Origin of the sequence: Pedobacter africanus (assembly GCF_040548825.1) — a bacterium.
GTDB classification, from domain to species: domain Bacteria; phylum Bacteroidota; class Bacteroidia; order Sphingobacteriales; family Sphingobacteriaceae; genus Pedobacter; species Pedobacter africanus_A.
On sequence record NZ_JBEPSL010000001.1, the window covers coordinates 632157 to 656947 of the forward strand.

Annotated in this window: 15 protein-coding genes; 12 read left to right on the forward strand and 3 right to left on the reverse strand. The window is 42.9% G+C overall.

The features are described from left to right. Positions 1 to 4 precede the first annotated feature (4 nt). The 5 genes from ABIE26_RS02480 to ABIE26_RS02500 are packed head-to-tail and all read left to right on the forward strand — an operon-like array spanning position 5 to position 7536. Positions 5 to 1039, forward strand: a complete 1035-nt coding sequence (locus ABIE26_RS02480) for a vWA domain-containing protein (RefSeq protein WP_310140415.1) — start codon at positions 5 to 7, stop codon at positions 1037 to 1039. Positions 1040 to 1041: 2 nt separating this feature from the next. Continuing rightward, positions 1042 to 1794, forward strand: coding sequence for a tetratricopeptide repeat protein (locus ABIE26_RS02485; RefSeq protein WP_310140412.1), 753 nt, complete (start codon positions 1042 to 1044; stop codon positions 1792 to 1794). Between the two features lie 17 nt (positions 1795 to 1811). Beyond that, positions 1812 to 3653: a BatD family protein gene (locus tag ABIE26_RS02490; RefSeq protein ID WP_310140410.1), complete on the forward strand. Its 1842-nt coding sequence runs from the start codon at positions 1812 to 1814 to the stop codon at positions 3651 to 3653. Next, positions 3646 to 4416: an SH3 domain-containing protein gene (locus ABIE26_RS02495; protein WP_310140407.1), complete on the forward strand. Its 771-nt coding sequence runs from the start codon at positions 3646 to 3648 to the stop codon at positions 4414 to 4416. The genes ABIE26_RS02490 and ABIE26_RS02495 overlap by 8 nt, the downstream gene beginning before the upstream one ends. Positions 4417 to 4455: 39 nt before the next feature. Then, positions 4456 to 7536, forward strand: a complete 3081-nt coding sequence (locus ABIE26_RS02500; protein ID WP_310140406.1) for an AsmA family protein — start codon at positions 4456 to 4458, stop codon at positions 7534 to 7536. A 6-nt stretch (positions 7537 to 7542) separates the two neighbouring features. Here the strand turns inward: ABIE26_RS02500 and ABIE26_RS02505 are convergent, their stop codons facing one another. Then, entirely contained in the window at positions 7543 to 8031 is a 489-nt protein-coding gene (locus ABIE26_RS02505; RefSeq protein ID WP_354374962.1) for a YdeI/OmpD-associated family protein, read from the reverse strand. Between the two features lie 121 nt (positions 8032 to 8152). On the opposite strand from ABIE26_RS02505, the gene ABIE26_RS02510 reads away from it, so the two are divergent. Further along, positions 8153 to 8767 (forward strand): CDP-alcohol phosphatidyltransferase family protein, encoded by a 615-nt coding sequence (locus ABIE26_RS02510; RefSeq protein ID WP_310140402.1) that lies wholly within the window; start codon positions 8153 to 8155, stop codon positions 8765 to 8767. Between the two features lie 19 nt (positions 8768 to 8786). Here the strand turns inward: ABIE26_RS02510 and ABIE26_RS02515 are convergent, their stop codons facing one another. Both ABIE26_RS02515 and ABIE26_RS02520 read right to left on the reverse strand, forming a co-directional pair. Beyond that, positions 8787 to 10055 carry a sugar porter family MFS transporter gene (locus ABIE26_RS02515; protein WP_310140400.1) on the reverse strand — a complete coding sequence of 423 codons (1269 nt, stop codon included), beginning with the start codon at positions 10053 to 10055 and terminating at the stop codon, positions 8787 to 8789. A gap of 107 nt (positions 10056 to 10162) precedes the next feature. After that, complete coding sequence (locus tag ABIE26_RS02520) at positions 10163 to 11059, reverse strand: AraC family transcriptional regulator (RefSeq protein WP_310140398.1); 897 nt, start codon at positions 11057 to 11059, stop codon at positions 10163 to 10165. Between the two features lie 215 nt (positions 11060 to 11274). On the opposite strand from ABIE26_RS02520, the gene ABIE26_RS02525 reads away from it, so the two are divergent. From ABIE26_RS02525 to ABIE26_RS02550, 6 genes are all read left to right on the forward strand, one after another. Continuing rightward, positions 11275 to 14631: a DUF5107 domain-containing protein gene (locus tag ABIE26_RS02525; RefSeq protein ID WP_310140396.1), complete on the forward strand. Its 3357-nt coding sequence runs from the start codon at positions 11275 to 11277 to the stop codon at positions 14629 to 14631. Positions 14632 to 14763: 132 nt separating this feature from the next. Further along, positions 14764 to 17913 carry a SusC/RagA family TonB-linked outer membrane protein gene (locus ABIE26_RS02530; protein WP_310140394.1) on the forward strand — a complete coding sequence of 1050 codons (3150 nt, stop codon included), beginning with the start codon at positions 14764 to 14766 and terminating at the stop codon, positions 17911 to 17913. Between the two features lie 18 nt (positions 17914 to 17931). Next, positions 17932 to 19845 (forward strand): RagB/SusD family nutrient uptake outer membrane protein, encoded by a 1914-nt coding sequence (locus ABIE26_RS02535; protein WP_310140391.1) that lies wholly within the window; start codon positions 17932 to 17934, stop codon positions 19843 to 19845. Positions 19846 to 19891: 46 nt separating this feature from the next. Further along, positions 19892 to 21070 (forward strand): DUF5000 domain-containing lipoprotein, encoded by a 1179-nt coding sequence (locus ABIE26_RS02540; protein WP_310140388.1) that lies wholly within the window; start codon positions 19892 to 19894, stop codon positions 21068 to 21070. 33 nt (positions 21071 to 21103) lie between these two features. Continuing rightward, on the forward strand, positions 21104 to 22312 hold the full coding sequence (locus ABIE26_RS02545; RefSeq protein ID WP_310140386.1) for a DUF4998 domain-containing protein: 1209 nt from the start codon (positions 21104 to 21106) through the stop codon (positions 22310 to 22312). Between the two features lie 97 nt (positions 22313 to 22409). Beyond that, positions 22410 to 24779: a discoidin domain-containing protein gene (locus ABIE26_RS02550; RefSeq protein ID WP_310140384.1), complete on the forward strand. Its 2370-nt coding sequence runs from the start codon at positions 22410 to 22412 to the stop codon at positions 24777 to 24779. Positions 24780 to 24791: the final 12 nt, after the last annotated feature.

Genomic DNA, 24791 nt, shown 5'->3' on the forward strand with positions numbered 1-24791 from the left:
ACCGATGTTACGTTTTGAACATATAGAATTTTTATGGGCACTGGCGGTTATTCCTTTGCTGGTATTGCTTTTCTGGGGGGTACGCCGCTGGAAAAAGAAGGCGCTGGCCAGTCTGGGTGACCAGCATACCGTAAAAAAAATGATGCCGGAGGTATCTTTCAGCCGTCCCGTTTTAAAGTTTGTATTCTTTTTACTGGCCTATGCCTCGCTGGTACTGGGCATTGCCAATCCGCAGATCGGGACTAAAATTGAAGAGGCCAGGCGCAGCGGCTCTGACCTGATGATATTGCTGGATGTTTCCAACAGTATGCTGGCTGCTGATCTGGCGCCAAATCGTCTTGAAAATGCCAAGCGGGCAATTTCACAATTGATAGACAACCTGCACAACGACCGTATCGGTATCATCATCTTTGCCGGTGAGGCCTATGTACAGCTGCCCATTACTACTGACCATTCTGCAGCCAAGCTTTTTTTGAACAACATTACTACAGATATTGTACCCACCCAGGGAACGGCAATAGGTGCTGCAATTGACATGGGGATGAAGTCCTTTAATTTTGTGAACGGCACAAGCAAGGCCATGATCTTAATGACAGATGGCGAGAATCATGAAGATGATGCCGTGGCAGCTGCTAAAAGTGCGCGTTCTAAAGATGTAGCGATTCATGTGGTTGGTCTGGGATCGCCGGAAGGCGGGCCGGTGCCGATTTATAAAAATGGCAGACCGGTAGGGTTCCATACCGACGAAGCGGGTAAAACGGTAATGAGCAAGCTGAATGAACAGATGTGCAAAGAGATTTCGGAGGCTGGAAATGGGGTATATGTGCGGGCAAGCAATGCCAACAGCGGTTTGGGTATCGTGATGGACCAGGTCAATAAAATGCAAAAGAAGACTTATGACAGTAAGGATTTCAAAAGTTATGAAGACCGTTTCCAGTTTTTCCTGGGACTGTCGTTGTTGTTCTTGCTGCTGGAGTTCTTCATTTCCAACAGAAAGAACCTAAAGTTAAGTGAGTTGAACTTGTTTGAAGTGAGGTAAAGATGAAACAACTGATCATTATACTATCCATCTTGTTACAGGCTGCTGTCGTTTTCGGGCAGAAGGAAAAGAAATATATCCATAAGGGGAATGAACTGTATAAGCAGGGAAAGTATGCAGAAGCAGAGGCTAGCTACAGGACTTCCGTAGAAAAAGCGAAAGCATCTGTGGCAGGGAACTTTAACCTGGGTGATGCTTTATACAAGCAAAAGAAGTATGACAATGCTGCACAAAAATTTACAGATATTGCGGCGTCTGCTTCGAATAAAAATGTAAAAGCCCAGGCTTATCACAATTTAGGAAACGCTTTACTGGAAGCAAAAAAGCTGGAGGAGAGCATTGAAGCCTATAAGAAGTCGCTGCTGAATAACCCTAAGGATGACCAGACCCGGTACAACCTGGCCTATGCGCAGGAAAAACTGAAACAGCAGCAACAACAGAATAAGGACAACAAAAACAAAGATAAAAACAAAAAGGACCAGAATAAGGATCAGAAAAATAAAGATCAGAACAAGGATCAGCAGGAAAAGGATAAAGAGAAAAAAGACCAGCAGAACAAAGACCAGAAAGACAAAGACAAACAGGATCAGGATAAAAAAGACCAGCAGGGGCAGCAGCCACAGCCAAACCAATTGTCCAAAGAAGATGCAGAACGGATGCTGGAAGCTTTGAAGAACGAAGAGAAGAATACACAGGACAAGCTGAAAAATAAAAAAGCCAAAGGCGTGAAGGGACGTATTGTTAAAGATTGGTAAGGGTACTTAAAATGAAGATGAAACACTATATATTGTCGGTTTTGCTGCTCCTGACCAGCGCTGTATTTGCTGCAGGTACCAGGCACTTTCAGGACATAAAGGTAACTGCCACTTTAAGCAGGAGCCAGGTAGCAACCGGAGAACCTTTTGAGCTTATCTTTTCCATCAGCGGAAACGGAAATATAGAGTCTTTTAACCCTCCCGCATTCAATGGTTTCCAGGTGCTGGGCGGTCCAAACCAATCGTCGAGTTTTACTTCCATAAACGGAAGGACAACGTCCAGTATGTCCTTAAGTTACGACCTGATGGCGGTAAGGGAAGGAGAATTTACGATAGGAGGAGCTTCACTGGTGATCAATGGCAAAACCTATAAAACCAATGCAGTTAAACTAAAGGTCATAAAAGGCAGTGCGGTTCCCCAGAACCCACAGGGCAACACTGGTGGCAGCCGGCAGCAGGACCAGCGGGTGGAAGGGGAAGCTTCGAATATCTCCAGGCGTTTGTTCATCCGGGCAGTGGCCAGTAAAAATAATGTATTTCAGGGGGAGGGCCTTTCGGTAACCTATAAGTTGTATACCAATATTGAGCTGCTGGACAATGCACTTGACAAGTTGCCTGATTTCAACGGATTCTGGAGCCAGGAGATCAAAAACAACGATCCAAATGTTCGCTGGGAGACAGAGACCTATCAAGGCAGCAGGTATAATGTGGCTGTACTGAAAGAAATGATCCTGTTCCCTGAACGTTCCGGAAAGTTGAGCCTGGACCCTTTGGCCATGACCTTTCTGGTGCGGCAGCCTGTTGCCTCAGGCAATTCAAGTGACCCTTTTGATATGTTCTTTGGTTCTTATAAGGACGTTAAATACAAAATCAAGAGTTCGCCCATCAACATCAATGTAAGGCCATTGCCTGAAACTGGTAAACCTGCAGGTTTTGAAGGGGCCGTAGGGAATTTCTCTATAGCGGCTATTGTAGATAAACATGCGTTAAAGGCAAATGAGGCGGTTAATTATACTTTAAAGATAACCGGTTCGGGTAATTTAAAGCTGCTGAAGGCACCGACGGTTAATTTTCCTGCCGATCTGGAGAAATACGACCCTAAGCTCACAGATCATCTGACAGAAAGCCTGAACGGTGTATCGGGAAGCAGGGAGTACAGCTACCTGCTTATTCCGCGGCATGAAGGGAATTATACCATTGAACCTTACCAGTTCTCGTATTTCAATCCGGCAACGCAAAGGTATGTGACACTTTCTACCGGATCATTTGATTTAAAGGTGGCCAAAGGTGCACCTGGTTCTAACGTTACAGCTTATTCTTCGGCCAACCAGCAAGACATTAAAATGCTGGCTAAAGACATCAGCTATATCAAAACGAATACTGGCGGATTGTATAAGAAAGGCAGTTCATTCTACGGGTCGCTGGCCTATTACCTGTTATTGTGTGTAGGACCTTTGTTGTTCGTTGCCGCATTTGCCTATCGTAAACGGTACAGGGAAAACAACCGCGATCAGGTGGCAGTGAAAGGCAGAAATGCGAATAAAGTGGCTGCCAGACACCTAGCAAACGCAAAAAGACAATTGCAGGACGGTGACAAAAAGCTGTTTTATCAGGATGTTTATAAAGGTTTGTATCAATACCTTAGCGATAAATTCAATATTGCTGCCGCCGAGCTGAATAAAGCGCATATCCGTACACAGCTTAGGGACAGGGGCATAGGGGAGCCGTTGATCAAACAGCTGGAAGAAACGCTTGACCTTTGCGAGATGGCCAGGTATGCCCCGGTAACCGGTATATCAGAGCAGGAGGTATTTGATAAAGCAAAAAACACCATTAATGAGATCGAGACCAATGCATAGACAACTAAAAAATATCTTATATGCCTGGCTTTTGTTTCTGGCCATGCCCCTGCTTTCCCTGGCAAATGAACAGCCGGAGACTTTGCTGAAAAAGGGCAATGCTGCTTATGCCAGGGAACAGTATAAAGAAGCAGTTACGGCATACCAGCAGGTGCTGGATGCAGGGTACGAATCTGCTGCCCTGTATTTCAATATGGGCAATGCCAATTATAAGCTAAATGAAATGCCTCTGGCAATCTTAAACTACGAAAAGGCACTTAAATTAACGCCTGGCGACCGGGACCTGAAACTGAACCTGAAACTGGCAAACACTAAAATAACGGACCGGATAGAGCAGGTTCCGGAGTTTTTCCTGAACAGCTGGTGGAAGGGGTTTATTTTCTTTTTTTCCGCCAGCACCTTGTCGGTATTCAATATCCTTTGTTTTTTTCTGGGCTTCGCCCTGCTCATCGCTTACCTGTTCCTGATTGATGTATTCCGCAAAAAGACTGCTTTTTATGCAGGTATTGTGCTTTTGTCACTCGGACTGCTCAGTTTTGTAATGGCCAATGTACAGTCGGCCTATATGGGCAAGCGGGAGGCTATTGTTTTTAGCGGCGCCACAGATGTTAAAAGCGGGCCCGACACCAAGCAAAAGACCTTGTTTGTGATTCATGCCGGAACCAAGGTAAATATCAGGGAAAGCAGCAACGACTGGATCAATGTTGAACTGCCGGACGGCAACTCAGGCTGGATGCGCTCGGCCGATGTTAAAGAAATATAATATCTTTACAGCGGCGTTCTGCATTAACTTATTATCAGATTGAAAAAAGCATTAAAAATTACGGGAATAAGCTTTGGCGTTTTATTGCTGATGTTATTCACTGCACCCTATTTATTTAAAGAAACCATTTCAAGGGAAGTCCAGCAATCCATCAATAAAAGCATTAAGGGCGAAGTTAAGTTCAGTGGTATAGGACTGTCTTTTTTTAGTCATTTCCCGTCGCTTACACTTAACCTGAATGATTTTTTGCTGAAAGGCGCAGCGCCGTTTGAAAGAGATACCCTGCTGTATAGCAAAGCGCTTGCATTCAGGGTAAACCTGGCCAGTATTTTCTCCGATAAAATAAAAATAGACCAGGTATACCTGGATGAGTCGGTGATCAATATTGAGGTTGATAAAAAAGGGAATGCCAATTATGATGTTTACGAAAGCAAAGAAAAAGCTGCCCCGCAAAGCGATACTGCTGCTACAGCGATAAAGATAGAAGGTATTTTTATCAACAAAAGCAAGCTGGTTTATAACGATCATTCCGTTCCGATGCTGATCAGTGCCAGGAACCTGAATTATTCGGGTAAGGGCGATTTGAGCAAGGCGATATTCGACCTCAGCAGTAAGGCAGAGATCGGCTCACTGGATGTTTATTATAACAATGAACCCTATCTGTTGAATAAAAAGATCAATGCAAGGCTGGTTACCAAGATCAATACCAGCTCACTGGACCTGATGTTTGATGAAAATGACTTGAAGATCAATTCTTTGCCTATTCATTTTGTGGGCAGGTTTTCTTTTATAGAAGGCGGGTACGACATCAAGTTCAGGACAAAGGCGAAGGAAACCGATCTGCACAATATATTTACGGCCCTGCCCCCTGCAATTGCAGAGCGAATGGAAAAGACAAATATCAAGGGCTATGCAGAGATCAAGGCCTCTTTAATCGGAAAATACCTTGCGGGGCAGCACATTATGCCTACGCTGTCTTTTGATTTAAAGATCAGGGAGGGTGAGATTTCTAACCCTAAAGCTCCGGAACCCATCAGTAAGCTGTACATTAACCTGCAGACCAAGCTCCCTTCTTTAGACCCGGATAGCTTGTACATCAACATGGATAGCTTATATTTCAATATAGGAAAGGATTATGTAGGCGCCATGCTCAATTTCAGGGGCTTGAAAGAACCGGAGATTTATGTAAACAGCCGGGCAGATATAGACCTGGAGAAATGGGCGAAGATCTTTAGCCTGGAACAGCTCAGGGGCAGGTTTTTAATGGACCTGCATGGCGAAGGTAAGTACACCAAAAAGGTGGTTCGGAGTGGCATCAGGCAGGTAGATACGGTAATCGCTACCGTTCCTGTGTTTAAATTAACTTCAAGCCTGAGCAATGGCTATTTTAAGTACGCTTCGCTTCCGGCGGCTATCGATAAAATCAATTTTAACATCAATGGCCATAACAAAGATGGCGATTACAAGCATACCGAATTTGAACTGAATAACCTGAACATACAGGCACTATCCAATTACATCAGGGGATTTGCAAAGCTGAAAACCTCGGGCAATACACCTATTGATGTGCAGTTGAGCGGACTGCTGAACCTGGCGGAAATTAAGGAGTTTTATCCCATAAAAGACCTGGAACTGAATGGTAAGTTAAACCTGAACCTGAAAAGCAGGGGTGCTTATAACAAAAAGAGAAAACAGTTTCCGGTTACCGAAGCGGCTATTCTGTTGAATGATGGCAGGATTAAAACTGCACATTTTGATCAGGCCCTGGAACGGATTACGATTGATGGCGTACTCACCAACCGCGACGGCAGTTTAAAAAGTACGGTAATGAACATTAAGCCGGTGTCTTTTGAAATGGGCGGACAACCTTTTCAGCTGCGGGCTGCGGTACAGAACCTGGAAAATATCAGCTACAAAATTACCTCTAAAGGCAGCATTGATATCGGTAAGATGTACCGGATTTTTGCGGTGAGGGGTTACGATGTAAAGGGATCTGTTTTTACGGATGTTTCATTTAGCGGTCGCCAAAGCGATGCCATGGCCGGAAGATATAACAAACTGGACAACAAGGGTAGGGTAGTGATTAAGGAAATGACCTTTAATTCAGACCTTTTCCCGAAATCCTTCCTGGTAAAAAATGGGGTATTTTCCTTCAAACAGGATAAAATGAAATTTGAGCAGTTTAAAGGCAGCTATGGGCAGTCTGACTTTAGCATGGAAGGTTTTCTCGGAAATGTAGTGAACTATGTGCTTTCAGATAAGGCCAAACTTACGGGTAATTTTAACCTGAAAAGCGGAAAACTCTATGCAGATGAATTTATGGCTTATAATGATGCCGCGCCAGCATCAGCTTCAAAAGGCAGTGCTGCCAGTGGGGTAATCATCATCCCTGATAATTTAAATGTAAGTTTAACAGCAGACGCAGGTTCAGTGTATTACAATGGCCTGGTCATAAAAAATGCAAAGGCTGGAGTTACACTCAACAATGGGATGCTGGAATTGAACCAAACGCAGTTTAAGCTGATTGATGCTGCGGTGAGCATGGACGCTAAATACAAAAGCCTGAGCCCGGTTGCAGCTACATTTGATTACCATATCCAGGCAAAGGAATTTGACATTGCAAAAGCCTATAAGGAGATTAAACTGTTCAGGGATATGGCTACCTCGGCTGCTAAAGTTAAGGGGGTAATAGGCCTGGATTACCAGCTTTCGGGTAAGCTGAACAAAGATATGATGCCGGTATATCCTTCTTTAAAAGGGGAAGGCGTGCTTTCTGTGAAAAAAGTAAGCCTGATGGGCTTTAAGCTAATGAATGCGGTAAGCAAGGCGACAAAGCGCGACAGCCTTACTAATCCGGATGTTTCAGAGGTACAGATCAAAAGTAAGATAGCCAATAACATCATCAATATAGAGCGGTTTAAAATGCGTGTAGCCGGTTTCAGGCCACGTTTTGAAGGACAGGTGAGTTTTGATGGGCGCTTGAACATGAGCGGCCGTTTAGGCCTGCCGCCATTTGGTATATTGGGTATCCCTTTGAGCATTACCGGTTCACAGGAGAATCCAAAAGTAGCCCTTAAGCGGAACAAAGAGGGTAAGCTGGAAGAAACATCGGAAGAGTAACCGCAGTTAAGGTGTTTTTCTTCCTATAAACGGACCATTACCCAGTAAAAATTGAATTGCTTTTTCAATATTCCGGTTTCTGCTTTCCTCGGTTTTTAAACCAGAAATGTACCTTACGATCTCCTTTTGCAGGGAAGGACTGAGCTGCTCAAATTTAGATTTGGCTGCTGAATTCTCTTTTAATGCTTTAACCAGGTCAGCGTGAGGTGCAATTGTTTTGTCGGAAGGATCAAATTTAATGGTCACTTTAATGTTTTCTGCGATGCGCCTGGGTGAATCTTTGAGCATTGTGGTATTGATGTAAAGTCGCCAAAGTCCGCTATACCTTAACAACGTTTGCTGGTAGGGCATGCCGTTTATAGTTCCGGCTACTGGAATAGGCCCTTTGTTTTTGTCGGCCTGATCAAAAATTTCGGCCAGGATAGCTTCCGGAACCTGAACATAGGGGTTGATCCCAATTATTTCCAGCCTGGCCTGGAAAGCATGACTTTTCATTTTTTGTTTTTGAGGATATCTGGCTTAAAGATAAAGAAACTTAGTAATGCTGGAAATTCAGACCTGGCGCTGCTGAACAATTAATTTGTACATTCGTTAATGTAATGCAAGCCATCTGGAAATGAATAAATATTTAAAACACATTCCAATTCTACTAATTTACAGCCGCTTATTGTTTAGTGTGGTGATTTTATCGCTGAGTTTTGTACAACCGGCGCATTTCAGACCGGTTATCAATATGTTGCTGATAATTGGCTTAATCTCTGATGTTTTTGATGGGATTATCGCCAGAAAATTAAAAATTTCTACGGTTAAACTTCGCCGTCTGGACTCATTTATAGACCAGATTTTCTGGTTAAGTGCATTGACTGCAGCCTATGTAATTTGTACTGATTTTTTTAAAGAAAATGGACCCCTGCTGCTTACCTTGCTGGCTGCAGAAGCCCTGACGTATGTAGTAAGTTACCTGAAATTCAGAAAAGAAGTGGCTACACATGCCATTTCTTCAAAGTTCTGGACACTGACTATTCTTGCTACATTGGTACAGATTATGGCTACCTGCGATTCTGGCTGGCTGTTTATGACTTGCTTTTACATCGGAATGATTACCAGGATGGAGATCATTGCTATTCTCATTATCATCAGGAAATGGGAGAATGATGTGCCAAGTCTTTATCATGCGGTGATGATCCGAAAGGGCAAGCCAATTAAAAGAAATAAGTTGTTTAATGGTTAAGGGGAGATTTTAAAAAAAACTATTTCCGATTTCTGCCTTCTGGAAAAAGAAGTTTTTCTTCAATTTCTTCCAGGGTTTTATTTTTGGTTTCCGGAACATATCTTAAGAGAAAAAGGAAGTAAACAAAGCAGATCACTGCGAATACCAGGAAGTTCATATAAGTTCTGTGCCCGAAATAGTCAACCAGCACCGGGAAAATATAAACTACGGCAAAACAGGCCAGCCAAAGCGCTGTAGTAGCTACAGACATCGCCAATCCTCTCACTTTATTTGGGAAGATTTCTGAAATCAATACCCAGGTAACAGGTGCAAGGGTAGTGGCATAAATGGCTATAAAAATGAGAACCAAAATGGTTACCAATGGGCCCTGCAATAGGTTAAAGTAGAACGCGCCACCAATAAGCAGCAGTAAAACAGACATGCCTATACTTCCGAGGAGCATTAGCCTTCTGCGTCCAATCCGATCTACCAGTTTCATAGATAATAATGTGAAAATTAGGTTAATAAGGCCAATTAGGATTTGCTGAAACAGCTGATCGCTCACGTTCATTCCAGCCTTTGCGAAAATGATCGGGGCATATACAAAAACGACATTTGCACCGGATATTTGTTGAAATATCGCTATGACTATGCCAATGCTCACAATAAAGAGTATTCCCGGCTTGATAAGATCGGAAAGCTGAACTTTTTCTGTCTCCTGATCTTTTCCGCTTAGCCATCTTGGGCTTTCGGGTAAAAACAAAGCAGAAATAAAAAACACAGTAGCAGGCAGGGCAGCCGAAGCAAACATCCATCGCCAGTTATTGGATATCCCGGCTAATAAATAGCTGGAAGTATAAGCCAGGAGGATACCTAATACAATGGTCAGCTGGTTGATAGACACCATCCGGCCACGGATGTGGGCCGGGCATACTTCGGCGATATATAACGGAGAGAGCATAGACGCCGCTCCAACGCCGATTCCCGCCGCAATGCGTGCAATGATGAGTAAATGATAGTTTGGTGCCCAGCCCATGGCCAATGCCGAAATGGCAAAAATAAAAGCCGATGCAATTAAAGGTATTTTTCTGCCAAAACGATCTGCAAAATAACCTGTAATGAGGGTGCCCAGGATGCAGCCAATATAGATAGAACTGCTTGTCCAGCCAAGTTCAGCCTCACTTAAATTAAAATAGGGTTTAATAAAAGGAATGGTACCGGAAAATATGGCAAAATCAAAGCCAAACAACAATCCGCCAAGCGCAGCGATCAAACTAATTAGAATTGAATAATTCGGTTTTTTATCCATTAAATGAAAATGTTTGGTTAGAGATTCAGGTCATGTAGTCCTGTAAGCAAAGATATCAGGGCAGGAAAATGAAAAAATGTATTATTTTATGGAAGCGATAGATTATCTTATGATTTAATAATAAACTTGTTCCGATATTCCTTGGGCGACATGCTCATTACTTTGGCAAATAGTCTTGAGAAGTAGTAAGGATCTTCAATGCCCAGCTGATGAGCAATCTCTTTTACCCTCATGGGGGTAAATTGTAAATATTGGCAAGCTTTCTGTACCTTAAGGTGATTAAAATATTCAATAGGGGAAAAGCCGGTTTTCTTTTTGAACAGGTAAGCATAATGAGAGACAGATGTATTTACATATGCAGAAATTTCCTGAAGAGAAAGTACAGATGACATATTTTTTTGCATATATAGAATGGTTTGATGTACAATATCGGTTTCATTATCATCTGAAGAAGTCTCATTAAAAATGGAATCGAATAAAAAAGAAGATAAAAAATGCAGCAATAACATGTTTACATAACACAGGTTATCATGGCTGTAACCCCGCTCTAAATGTTTGTATAATTCGTCGAAGAGCTGAATGCGGTGTTCATTATAAGACAGGGTTCCTGTATAGGTTCCGGTACGCTGAAAATAGGTTTTTATGAAAGCATCTGCTGTCTCTCCCTTAAAATGAATCCAATAAATAGACCATGGATTTTTTTCTTCTGAGGCATATCGATTGACTTTTCCTGCCGGAACGATGAAAAAATCACCAGGATTGATCTGATATTTTTTGTCACCTATCTCTGCCCAGCCAGAGCCTTCTATATTATAGATAAGGATATGTTGGTCTATGCCCTGTGAGCGTACCCTGTAGTGAAATTTAGCCTTAGGATAGTATCCGATATCAGTAAGATAGGCACCTGCTATCAATGGATTGTGACAGCAATATTTAGAAAGTATGGTTCGGGGCAGAACTATGGCCCTTTGGCCATGAAAACCGTCTTTTTTCTTCTCTGTCATGCGGAATTGATTATCGTAAAATAATCCATCATTATAAAATATCTGTCCATGTTTTGCACAAACGTTTGTTTATAGTTTTACACTCAAGCACAAATTCAATTCTAACCAAACTTTGTAAACGTATGATTTTTTTTTACCAAAACGAACAGTTGGTTTGAAGCCTTTAAAAGTAATGCCAGGCCTAGTCTGGTATTTGCCATTATTAATAACAAGTTATGAACGATATGTATGTAAATGCTTGGGAAGAAAAAGTGATCATTCCAACCTACGTGACAGGAGAAGCCAATAAAAATCCAATGTTCTTTGAAAAGCGGATTTATCAGGGTAGCAGTGGCAGGGTTTATCCCAATGCAGTAATTGAAAAAATAGCCGATGAGAAAGAAGATAAAGAATACATTGGTTTATTTCTCGAAAATAAATACCTGAAAATTATGGTCCTGCCCGAGTTAGGTGGAAGGGTTCAGATGGCCTACGATAAAATAAGGCAGCGGCATTTTATTTATTACAATCAGGTTATCAAACCGGCCCTGGTAGGTTTGTGTGGCCCATGGATCTCAGGTGGAATTGAGTTTAACTGGCCGCAGCACCATCGTCCGAGTACTTTTGAGCGATTGGACTACACCATAAAGGAGGGGGATCAGGGCAGTAAGATCATCTGGATCAATGAAGTGGAACGGATGTCGCATACTAAAGGGACGGTCGGATTTGCACTGTATCCCGATAAAGCTTACCTGGAGATTAAAGCGAAGGTTTATAACCGCACCAGTCTGCCCCAAACGTTCTTGTGGTGGGCAAATCCGGCAGTAAAGGTAAACGATTACTACCAATCAGTTTTTCCCCCTGATGTGTATGCTGTTTTTGACCATGGCAAAAGAGATGTTTCTGAATTCCCAATTGCAAGAGGTACCTATTATAAAGTAGATTACGCTCCTGGAACAGATATTTCTATGTATAAAAATATACCTGTTCCAACTTCTTATATGGCCATCCCCTCTAAATTTGATTTTATTGGCTGTTATGAACACGATACCGGAGCTGGAATGTTACATGTTGCCAGTCATCATATTTCTCCCGGAAAAAAACAATGGACATGGGGAGATGGTGAATTCGGACATTCGTGGGATAGGAATTTAACAGACGAGGATGGGCCGTACATAGAGTTAATGACTGGTGTTTTTACAGAAAATCAGCCTGATTTTGCCTGGCTGCAGCCTAATGAGGAGAAAACTTTTGAACAGTATTTTATGCCTTATGTAGGAGTGGGTATGGTAAAAAATGCAACTAAGGAGGCCATGGTAAATATCGAACTGGAATCAAACGCGCTCGTAGTAAGGGTTTATGTAACGGCAATTTACCAACAGGCAACGTTAAGGATATTGGTGAAAAACGAGGAGGTACTGAACTCCCGTTTGGATCTGAACCCTGAACAGGTACTTGAAAAAAGAGTAGATATAGCCTCAGATACCGCCTTGGAAGACCTGGAAGTGATTCTAGAAGACACAGAGGGGATCATTTTGGTAAGTTACAAGCCGGAGAAATATAATGAACAGCCTTTTCCTCCTGCGGCTACAGCGGCAGAAAAACCGGAAAATATCAAAAGTACAGAAATGCTTTATTTGAATGGACTTCATTTAGAACAGTATCGTCATGCTACATTTAATCCCATGGATTATTATGAGGAGGCCTTGAAAAGGGAGCCTCAGGATATCAGGTGTAATCTGGCTGCCGGACTATTGTGGCTTAGAAAAGGTCAGTTTTCAAAAGCTGAAGGCTATTTTAGAACGGCGGTTCAATCCATCACGTTAAGAAATAACAATCCCTATAGTGGGGAGGCCCATTATAACCTGGCCTATTGCCTGGTGTTGCAAGATAGAAAGGAAGAGGCTTTTGATCTGTTTTACAAAGCAACCTGGAATGATGCATTTCAGCATATCGCATATCTCGCCCTGGCCAGAATTTCTGCAGGCAGAGCTGCCTTTGGGGAAGCCCTGGATCTGGTAGAAAAATCCTTGCTTAGGAATTACAATAGTCCAACCGCAAGGCATATTAAAGCGGTCTTGCTTAGGAAAAGGGGGGGGGGCGACCAGGCAAAATCTGTGCTTAAGGATGCCCTGGAATATGATCCTTTTAATTATGGCTGCCTGTTTGAACAATACCTGGGCTATAGTAATGAGGGGGCACAGCGAGAGGCAGAGGCTGTACTTTCGCTCCTGATCCGATTGATGCACGACGCTCATCAAAATTACCTGGAATATGCACTTGATTATGCGTCTGCAGGTTTTTATGCAGAGGCAATTCAATTTTTACAGCTGTACGTAGGCCTTAAGAAGGAAGTTTATCCGATGATCTATTATACCATGGGATGGCTGTATTCAAAATTGGATGATTCATTAATGGCTGCCGAGTTGTTTAAAAAAGCGGGAATGCAGTTGCCAGACTATTGTTTTCCAGACAGGGTTGAAGAAATGATCATACTGAAAACGGCCCTTGCAGTTTGTCCTCAGGACACAAAAGCATGGTATTATTTGGGAAACTTCTGGTATGCAAACCAACAATACACGGAAGCTATAGATTGCTGGGAAAGGTCTGCAGCCATGGATGATAGTTTTGCCATAGTACACCGGAATTTAGCTTTAGCCTATTACAATAAACTAAAAGATCATAAAATGGCTCTTTTAGAGATGGAAAAGGCTTTTGCCTGTAATCAAAGCGATTCAAGAGTGTTAATGGAGTTAGACCAGTTGCATAAGCTGTTAAACTATCCGGTACAGGTGCGGCTTGACTTCTTAAATAAATACCCTGAGCTTATTGTGGACAGGGACGATTTATATCTTGAAAAGATCACCCTTTTGAATAGTTTAGGTGCCTTTGATCTGGCGAAGGGATTGTTAGCCGTTAGGAAGTTTCACCCCTGGGAAGGAGGCGAAGGAAAGGTCATCAAGCAGTACCTGATTTGCCATATCGAACGGGCAAAGGAATTCTTAATGGAAAAGAACTATGAAGGCGCTTTGACGGCCTTAAGGGCTACGGAGCATTATCCCGACCATCTTGGTGAGGGTAAACTCTATAACATGGCGATGAATGACATCCATTACCTGATGGGAAGTATTTATCAAATGCAGGGCGCTGCAGAGAAGGCAAAAGACGCTTTTGAACGGGCCACCCTTGGTGGTGAAGAGCCGGTACAGGCCTTCTTTTACAATGATGTACAGCCAGATCAATTGTTTTATAAAGCGCTGGCATTGCTTGCCCTGGGGCAGAAGGAGAAGGCCAATTATTTGTTAGAAAAGCTGATCAATTTTGGTAAGCAACATGAATATGACGAAATAGAAATCGATTATTTTGCCGTTTCGCTACCAGACCTCGTACTTTTTGATCAGAACCTGGATACAATGAACCGGGTGCATTGCCATTACATGATGGGACTCGGACAGTTGGGCTTGAAGAAGTTTGAACTGGCTGAGCAACATTTTAATGAAGTATTAAAATATAGCGTAAGCCATCAGGGGGCATTAATCCATCAAAAAATGCGCGTGTTTTTTGAGCAGTCCTCTACTGTCTTAACTGAATAGTGTAAGTAATTGAAAATCAAACGTATGGGAAAATAAAAAAATGTCTTGTGTTAAGGGAAACTTACACAGAATGCAATTGCTAGAAAACAGAACTACGATAAAGAAATAAACCAAACTAAAACCAAATAAATTATGAATGAAAGTATCTTTTCCTACATAAGATTGAAATATACCTTATGTATTTTTTTACTGGGTATCGGTGCGCAAATGGCTGTAGCCCAAACTGAAAACATCGTCATCAAGGGGAAGGTGAAAGATGCAGAGGGCCTAGGATTGCCTGGTGTGAGTGTTGTATTGAAAAACAGCACAAGGGGGACGAGTACAGATGGCCAGGGTAATTACAGCCTTAAAGTAACTGACCTGAAAGGAACACTTGTTTTTTCCTTTGTGGGATACCTAAAAACAGAGGTCGAGGTTAAGGGTCGTGATAAGATTGATGTTTTGCTGCCTGCCGATAAAGGAGAGCTAAACGAAGTTGTTGTGGTGGCCTACGGGCAGCAAAAAAAGGAAAGTCTGGTCAGTTCCATTACCACCATTAACCCTAAAGAGTTAAAAGGACCTACAAGTAACCTTACCACTATGCTGGCCGGAAGGTTGGCGGGCGTGGTAGCCTATCAGAGGAGTGGTGAACCTGGGGCTGACAACGCTCAGTTTTTTATTCGTGGGATTACTACATTCGGATCTGGTAAAGTAGACCCATTGATCCTGATCGACGGTATGGAATCCAGTTCAAATGCATTGGCCAGGTTGCAGCCAGATGATATCGCGGGTTTTTCTGTATTGAAGGATGCAGCGGCATCATCACTTTATGGGGCAAGAGGTGCCAATGGGGTTGTAATGGTGACCACCAAATCTGGTGCCGAAGGGAAGACCAGTTTTAATGTGCGGGCAGAAAATTCACTTTCTTCCAATACACAGAACTTCAAACTGGCCGATAACATCACGTACATGAAAATGGCAAATGAAGCGGTACTGACGCGGGATCGCCTTGGAGAATTGCCTTATCAGCAGAACCAGATCGACCGGACCATAGCCGGAGACAATCCCCTGCTTTATCCCAATAACGACTGGATTGACATGTTGATCAAAGATTATACAAACAACCAGAGGTTTAACATGAACATGAGTGGTGGTGGAAAAACTGCACAGTATTATATTGCAGGTACCTTCAATGTAGATAACGGGGTGTTAAAATCTGAACATGGAAACAAGTTTAACAATAACATCAAATTGAAAAGCTATGAAGTCCGTTCAAATGTCAACATTAAACTTACCCCTACCACAGAGGGTATTGTCAGAACTTCAGGAAGTTTTGATGATTTTCAGGGGCCGATAGGCGGCGGGGGAAATATATTTCAAGGTGCTATAGCCGCAAATCCGGTAAAATTTCCTGCCACCTTTCCTGCGTCCGACCTATCCTATGCGCAGCATCCCTTATTTGGAAATGCCAAAATTAACGAAAGAGGAGAGGCTTTGTACTTTAATCCTTACGCCGAAATGGTATCAGGGTTTCAGCAATCAAATTCTTCAACATTAAATGTACAACTTGAAATTAAGCAGGATTTCAAATTCCTTACACCCGGGCTTACGGCAAGGGTAATGGCTTATACACGGCGCTTTTCTTTTTTTGATGTCAGCAGAAGATATAATCCTTTCTTTTACCGGGCAAATGCAACCACTGCTGCGGGCGACAAATATAACCTGGAACTGCTGAACGAGAAAACTGCGACCGAATATTTAAATTATTCGGAAGGTGGAAAAGTTTTAAATACAGTTGCTTATCTGGAGGCTGCGGTTAACTATAACCGTACCTTTTCAGAAAAGCACAATATTGGTGGGCTTTTAGTTACCCAGATGCGGAACTTCCTGACGGGTAATGCTGGTGATCTTCAGTCCTCATTGCCTTTCCGGAACCAGGGCTTGTCCGGAAGGTTTACCTATGGTTTTGATAACCGGTACCTGCTGGAAGCGAATTTTGGGTTGAATGGTTCTGAGCGGTTCGCAAAAAATCACCGGTACGGCTTTTTTCCTTCTGTAGGTGTGGCCTGGAATGCCTCCAACGAAAAGTTTTTTGGTCCGCTAAAAAATGCGATAACCAGGTTAAAGTTCAGGGCAACTTATGGATTGGTGGGGAATGACCAGATTGGAAATACCGGCGACCGTTTCTTTTATTTATCAAATGTTAATCTCCGGAACGGCAGCCGAGGATCTGCTTTTGGGACAGATTACAGTTATAGTAAAGAAGGTGTATCCATTTCCAGATATGCCAATGAATCGATTACCTGGGAAGAGGCAAAAACGATCAATGTGGGGATGGATCTGAGTCTTTTCGGCAGCATGGATATTATTTTGGATGTCTACAAGCAACACCGGAGCAATATCTTAATGGACAGGACCTTTATTCCCACCACCATGGGGCTTTCGGCCGGTATACAGGCAAATGTGGGCGAAGCTGAAGGGCAGGGAGTGGACCTTTCTGTAGATTACAAAAGAGATTTCGGAAGCCTGTGGGTACAGGGCAGAGGAACATTTACCTATGCAACCAGTAAGTTATTGGTGAATGAAGAACCCAATTACCCTGCCAACTTAGCTTACTTATCCAAAGTTGGTAATTCCCTGGGCCAGAATTATGGGTTAATTGCCGAAAGGTTATTTATTGATGATGAAGAAGTGAAAAATTCACCTGTTCAGAGTTTCGGAGAGGTGATGGGCGGGGATATTAAATACCGGGATATCAACGGGGATGGTATTATCTCTTCTCTTGACTATGTTCCATTAGGTTTACCCACAACACCCGAGATCATTTATGGGTTTGGATTGTCTGTTGGCTATAAAAAATTTGACCTTAGCGGCTTTTTTCAAGGTTCTGGCAGGTCTTCTTTCTGGATTGATCCCGACAAAATCAGTCCCTTTGTTTTAAATGGCGCTTACCAGCACGGACTTTTAAAAGCAGTAGCTGAAGATCATTGGTCGGAAGAAAAAAGGGACCTTTATGCCTTTTGGCCACGTCTGAGTCCCAATCTGAACAGGAATAACCTGCAACCTTCCAGTTGGTGGATGCGCAATGGTTCTTTCTTGCGGCTAAAAACAGTTGAATTGGGCTACAATCTTTCGAGTAAATCGCTAAGTAAAATCGGACTGGGATCAATCAGGCTTTATTGTAATGCCAGCAACCTGTTTGTTAAAAGCAGTTTCGATCTATGGGATCCGGAGATGGGGGGCAATGGCCTGAGGTATCCCGTTCAAAAGGTGTACAATTTCGGACTAAATGTACAATTCTAAACAAATAAGAAATTCGATATGAAAAGATATACTATTCGTCTAACGCTTTCGGTGGTATTGCTGATGTTAATGATGAACTCCTGCAAGAAAGGGTTTCTGGATGTGGTGCCAGACAATGTATCCACTATAGACCATGCTTTTTCCAATCGCAACGAAGCAGAGAAATTTTTGTTCACCTGTTACGACGGCTTGCCGCGGGAAGGACATCCGGAAATGAACGCCGGTATGAATACCGGTGATGAACTATGGATCTACTGGCCAATGCCTACTGGTGAGGACTATGCAAGCTTATCTCCTTATAACATTGCAAGAGGGCTTCAGAATAAAGACGAGCCTGAACTGAATTACTGGGACGGCTTTGATGGCCGGTCTATGTGGCATGGAATCCGGAATTGCAACATATTTTTGGAGAATATTGATAAGGTTAAAGATCTGGAACCCTATATGAAAGACCGTTGGGTTGCAGAGGTTAAATTTCTGAAAGCGTATTTTCACTGGTATTTATTCAGAATGTACGGGCCGATTCCTATTGTAGATAAGAACCTGCCGATTTCCGCATCGCCTGAGGAGGTAAAAGTAAGCCGGCAACCTGCAGATTCGGTAGTAAATTATATCGTTAATCTGTTAGACCAGGCAGCGGCGGGCGAAGAAAATGTAGGATTACCCGATAAAATTCTGAATTTAAGTACTGAACTGGGAAGGATTACCAAGCCTGCAGCACTTGCGATAAAAGCGAGGGTGCTGGTAACCGCTGCCAGTCCTTTGTTTAATGGAAATCCGGATTTTGGCAGCCTGAAGAACCTGGATGGAAAAGCGCTGTTTAACACAACTTATGACCAGAAAAAATGGGAAAAGGCAGTAGAGGCCTGCAGGGTAGCTGTTCTTGCGGCAAAGAATGCTGGTGCAAATCTGTACCGTTTTAATTCCGCCACCACTACAGTGGATGAGGCTACGAAAATAGAGATGAGCATCCGGAATGCGGTATGTGAAAAGTGGAACACAGAACTGATCTGGGGAACAACCACCAAACCAAACGATACCTGGACGCTGCAATTGTATGCCGCCCCGCAGTTGGAACAGAACGTTGCCAACTCCGGATTAAAGGGACAGCTTGCACCTACCTTAAAAATGGCTGAGCTGTTTTATACTGAAAATGGCGTGCCCATTACCGAGGATAAAACCTGGGACTATGCCAACAGGTTCCAGCTCAGAACAAGCACCGCTGCAGATGTTGGCATACAGAATGGTTACCAGTCGGTAAGCCTGCATTTTGACAGAGAACCCCGTTTTTATGCAGATATGGCATTTGACGGTTCCAAATGGTTTATGGAAAATGGGAATTTCAATATTCAAGCTAAATCGGGGCAGTATTCCGGAAAAAAACAAAGCCGTATCTATTCTGTAACAGGTTATTACACCAAGAAACTCGTGAACTGGGAAATGGTGGCCAGTGCAACAAACATAACGGTAGAACGGTATCCATGGCCGGTAATGCGCTTGGGCGACCTTTATTTACTATATGCCGAGGCATTAAATGAAACAGATAACAGGCCGCAGGCATTGGAATATCTGAACCTGATCAGAGACAGGGCCGGACTCAAATCTGTGGAATCTTCCTGGACCAGCTTTTCAAAAAATCCGGGTAAATATGCCGATAAGAATGGTTTAAGGGATATTATACAACAGGAACGCTTGATTGAAATGGCCTTTGAGGGCAGTCGTTTCTGGGATTTAAGACGCTGGAAAAAAGCAGGTGAACTCCTGAACCAACCGGTCTATGGCTGGGACGTGATCCGTTCAGACTATGCAGATTACAACCGAAGGGTACTGTTGTTCAATCAGAGCTTTAACAGTCCAAGAGATTATTTCTGGCCTATAAAAGACAATAGTATAAGGGTAAATCAAAATCTGGTTCAAAACCCTGGCTGGTAATTATAGCTATAGAAAATTGAATGCTTAATCATTGAAAACAACGAAAATGAAACGATTAATATATGTGTTATGTGCGGGATTGTTATTCGTGGGAACGACTGAATCCTGTAAAAAAACTGAAGTGGGCACAATTGATAAAAACGATCATCAGGCGCCTGGTCCGGTTAGCAACGCACAGGTTGAAAACTTAAATGGGGCGGCAAAAATAACTTACAGCCTGCCAAAGGACAGGGATTTGCTGTATATCAGGGCCGAGTATACCAATAAGCAGGGCCTGGTTCGCGAAACAAAAGCGAGCAGGTACCTGGATAATTTAACCTTAGAAGGTTTTGGAGATACGGATGTTTACGAAGCCAGGTTATATGCAGTGGATAAGAGTGAAAATGAATCTGTGCCATTGGTTGTAAAAGTGCAGCCAAAAACGCCTCCTTTTGAATTGGTTCATGACCAGCTTGCGGCCAAAGCTGCTTTTGGGGGGCTTGATGTCAGCTATCAGAACCAAACAGAATCGGATCTGGCTATTGTGATTTTAACAAATGACAAACTGGGTAATTTTGTTCCGATAAGGACATTGAATACGAAGTCGAAGACCGGTAGTTTTGGGGCGAGGGACCTTCAGGCGGTTGAAACCAGATTTGGACTTGTGGTAAGGGATCGCTGGGGCAATCTGTCAGATACCACTTATGTAACCCTAACGCCGCTTTACGAGGTGCGACTGGACAGGACAAAAATGGTAGACGCAAACATCAATAAGACGGATGCGAAAAATTACCCTGGAAATGAAGTTAAGTATCTTTTTGATGGTGATGTAAGTAACAATACTGCATACCATACAATCGATCCGGTGAGCATGCCGCAGTGGTTTACTTTCGATATGGGCCAAAAAGCCAAACTGAGTCGTTTGGCCTGGTTCATGAGACCAGGATGGTTTTATGCGCTTCATAATCCTAGAAAAGTGGAAATATGGGGTTCAAACAATCCCGCTGATGATGGAAGCTTCACCAACTGGGTATTGTTAGCTACCCACGAACAGATTAAACCATCCGGCTTACCGCCCGGACAAAACTCCAATGCAGATAACGAGGCGGCACTTCTGGGTGAAACCGTTACTATCCCAATAGATGCGCCTGCAGTAAGGTACATTCGGTTCAAGACATTAAGAAACTGGTCTGATGGTGTCTATGTAAATTTCACGGAGCTGGCCCTATGGGGTAATCCACAGTAAAATCTGGTATAATTATAATTAACAGCAAAAATTATGAAAATGATAAAATATCTGCCCTGCTTTTTTCTGGTCCTGGCAGGCGCATGTATCAGTTCCTGCACAAAGGAAGATGATTATAAAGAAATGACTAAAGACGGCGAGATTTACTACCCGGGAAAGGCCGACAGTGTAGCTGCTCATGGTGGCAACAAGAGGATTAAATTGCAGGTCCATTTGGGGAACGACCCGCTGGTAACCAGGGTTAAGGCATTTTGGAACAACAATTCCGATTCGGCGGTAGTCAACGTAGTGAAAACAACCGGTAAGGATATTGTAGATCTGCTGATCAATAATCTCAATCAGGGTACTTATTCCTTCGATGTGTATACGTATACTGCCGAAAATGCTAAATCGATAGTAAAAAAAGTTACCGGGATGGTATATGGTGATAATTACCTGAAAGTACTGTCTAACCGTACTATTAAAACTATTGGCTACTCGCTGGATGGAAAAAATCTTGTGATAGACTGGAATACCGCACTTGATGGCGAGAAATCCATAGAACTGAAATATACAGATGAAGCAGGGGCAACAAAGACCTTAATTGTTCCGGGAGGAGCCTTAAAGACGGAGTTATCGGGGTATAAAAGTGACACTAAACTCACCTACCGGTCTGTTTTTCTTCCTGAGCCCGAGGCTATAGATGAGTTTTCAGTAGACTATACTGAGGTAGGGGTCCCCGTATTCGAACGGCAGCTGGATAAGTCAAAATTTAAAGAATATGTACTGCCTACAGATGCCCGGGATGCCTGGGGCTGGCTGATGCCTTACCTGTGGGACGAAAAATACAATACACCAGGCTTTGCCACTACCAATGGGATACCACAATGGTTTACCTTTGACATGGGGGAGTCTGTTTCCATCAGCAGGTTCAAAACCTGGCAGGCTTCCGACAGGCTTTACAGGGGAGAGAATGTAAAGAAATTTGAGTTGTGGGGCAGTAATAATCCTGCCGCCGATGGATCCTGGGCCGGTTGGGCAAAGCTGGCCGATTGCCAGTCTGTAAAACCTTCCGGCCTGCCTGGTACAGAAATGACTGCGGGTGACGCCGATTATGCAAGGGCAGGAGAAGAGTTTAAACTTTCTGCAGGAACGCCTAAAGTTAGATATATTCGGATAAAGATTTTGGAAACCTGGGGTAATGGTTCATTTACAACGATGGGAGAACTTAGCTTCTGGACAAGTGATCGAATGGCCCAATAATATCAATTTTAACGAATTACAATGAGAATACAAGCCAGAACAAAGTAAATTGACTCTGCTCTGGAAATTTATGCGAAATTTAAACTGGCAAAATATAATGAAATCAACTATGGTTAGAAGTACGATGACAACACTCTGCTTAGCTCTTGCAGTTCAGGCAACGTTTGGACAAAGTAATGTTTCATCTTCTAAAATTATTAAAATCGACGGAAGTGGCGCTGGAAGACTTTTTGACGGGATAGGTGCTGTTAGTGCCGGTTCTTCTTCGAGGCTGTTAATCGATTATCCCGATAAATCAAGGAGCGATATATTGGATTACCTCTTTAAACCAAACTTTGGCGCTGGTTTTACCTATCTCAAAACTGAAATTGGGGGGGATGGCAATACGACCTGCGGCTCGGAACCAAGCATTGCCAGAACAAGGGAAGAAATGGAAAAACCTCATTACAATAGGGGCTTCGAATACTGGCTGATGCGGGAAGCAGTAAACAGAAACCCGGGTATTGAACTTGATGCCCTGGAATGGAGTATGCCCGGATGGTTTAAAGGCGTTTGGTCGCAGGATAATGCTGATTATCTGGTCAAGTTTATCGAAGGCGCAGAACATTGGGGACTCAAAATGAAATATATTTCCGGCTGCTGGAACGAACGTGATTATAACAGAGACTGGATTGTCAACGTTTTAAGACCTACATTGGATCGAAAGGGATTTAAAGATATTAAAATAAATGCACCGGAAGGCGCAGGTAAGGCCTGGGAAATCAGTGATTTGCTGGTTAAGGATACTGTATTCAGGAATACAATTTCATCAATCAGTTACCATTATCCGGATTCCTATATGTGGGGATACAGAGGTGAAGAGCCAAACCCCAACTCTGTTTTAACCGATTTGCCATTGTGGTCGGGCGAGGATTTTTCGTTGCCCGGAGCATCCTGGAGAAACACAACATACCTTGCAAAAAATATTTTAAAGTGCTATATCAAATGGAAAATTGTGAAGGTGAATATGTGGTGCCCTATTGCTTCCATGCCTGATATTTCCTGCTTTTCGAATGTTGGTATTATGAAAGGGGTTACGCCATGGTCGGGTAATTATGAAGTTTGGCCGACCATTTGGGCTGTAGCGCACTTTAACCAGTTTGCCAAACCCGGATGGAAATATATAGACAGCGGCTGTGGTGAATTGAGCGGCGACGGTGCCTATTGTACCTATAAAAATATGGATGGCAGCAATGATTATAGCATTGTTGTGGTGAGTGGCGCTGATGCACAAAAATTATCATTCCGTATTTCTGACCTTCCTAAAAACAAACTCAATGTATGGAAGTCGGACAGTAAAAATCAGTTTCAGAAACAAGAGGATATAGCTGCAGTCGACGGTGTCGTTACCTTATCGGTTGATCCGGAAAGTATTTACACGATAACGACTACCAGCGGTCAGCAAAAAGGAACACATGCTATACCTAAGGAAAAGGCCTTTCCAACAAAGTATAGTGATAATTTTGACCGTTACTCTTTAGCGCAGGCACCACTTTCTCCCAAATACTTTTACGACAATTCAGGTGCTTTCGAGCTAACATTGGGTGAGGGGAACAATAAATATCTGCGGCAGTTGCTTGTAAATGACATTACCCATTGGATTCCTGATGAGTGCGCCTATACTTTTGTTGCGCAGAATACAGAATGGGATCAGGGAGAAATTTCTTCTGATGTTTTTGTAGAAAATGATGCATTCAATGGGGTTGGTTATGCCGGACTAATTTTGAGGGGAGCCTACGATAAAGCCAACCAGTCAAATATTCCATACGGTTACCGTTTTAATATCTATAAAAATGGCACCTGGAAACTTGAGACAAAGAAAAAGACGCTTGCGAGTGGAAATGTAGATGCCAGTAAATGGCATAAACTGAGCCTCACTGGAAAAGGAAACAATATTAAAGGTTATATAGATGGTAAGTTAGTTGTTGATATAGTGGATGATACTTACTCAATTGGGGCTGCAGGTTATGTTTCGGGCTTTAATTTTGCCGGATTTGACAACCTGGTGCTAAACTATACGCCGGCTTCGGGCAAATTGCTGTCGGCATGGAAGCCTGCTACCTCTCCAGTTGATCCCGTTGGCCATAGTTTGATCGGTGCTTTTGACGGCAATAGCCTTTCCAAATGGAGCCCAAAAGCTGATGGTACGGAACAGCATATGGTAGTTGATCTGGGGGCTGTAAAGAAAATCAAAAGATGTGAAACCTTTACGGATTTCGTAGATAAAGGTGTGCAATACAAAATTGAATATTCAACTGATAACGTAAAATGGTCGGTGTTTGCAGATAGAACGGCTAATACCAGCACATCAATCCCATGTTTTGCAGATCAAGGCAATGCTAATGCCCGCTGGGTGCGATTGACACTTTTACCATCAAAAGATAAGACAATAGCAAGTATTTATGAATTTAAGGTTTACGGAGATTAATTATCTTCATAA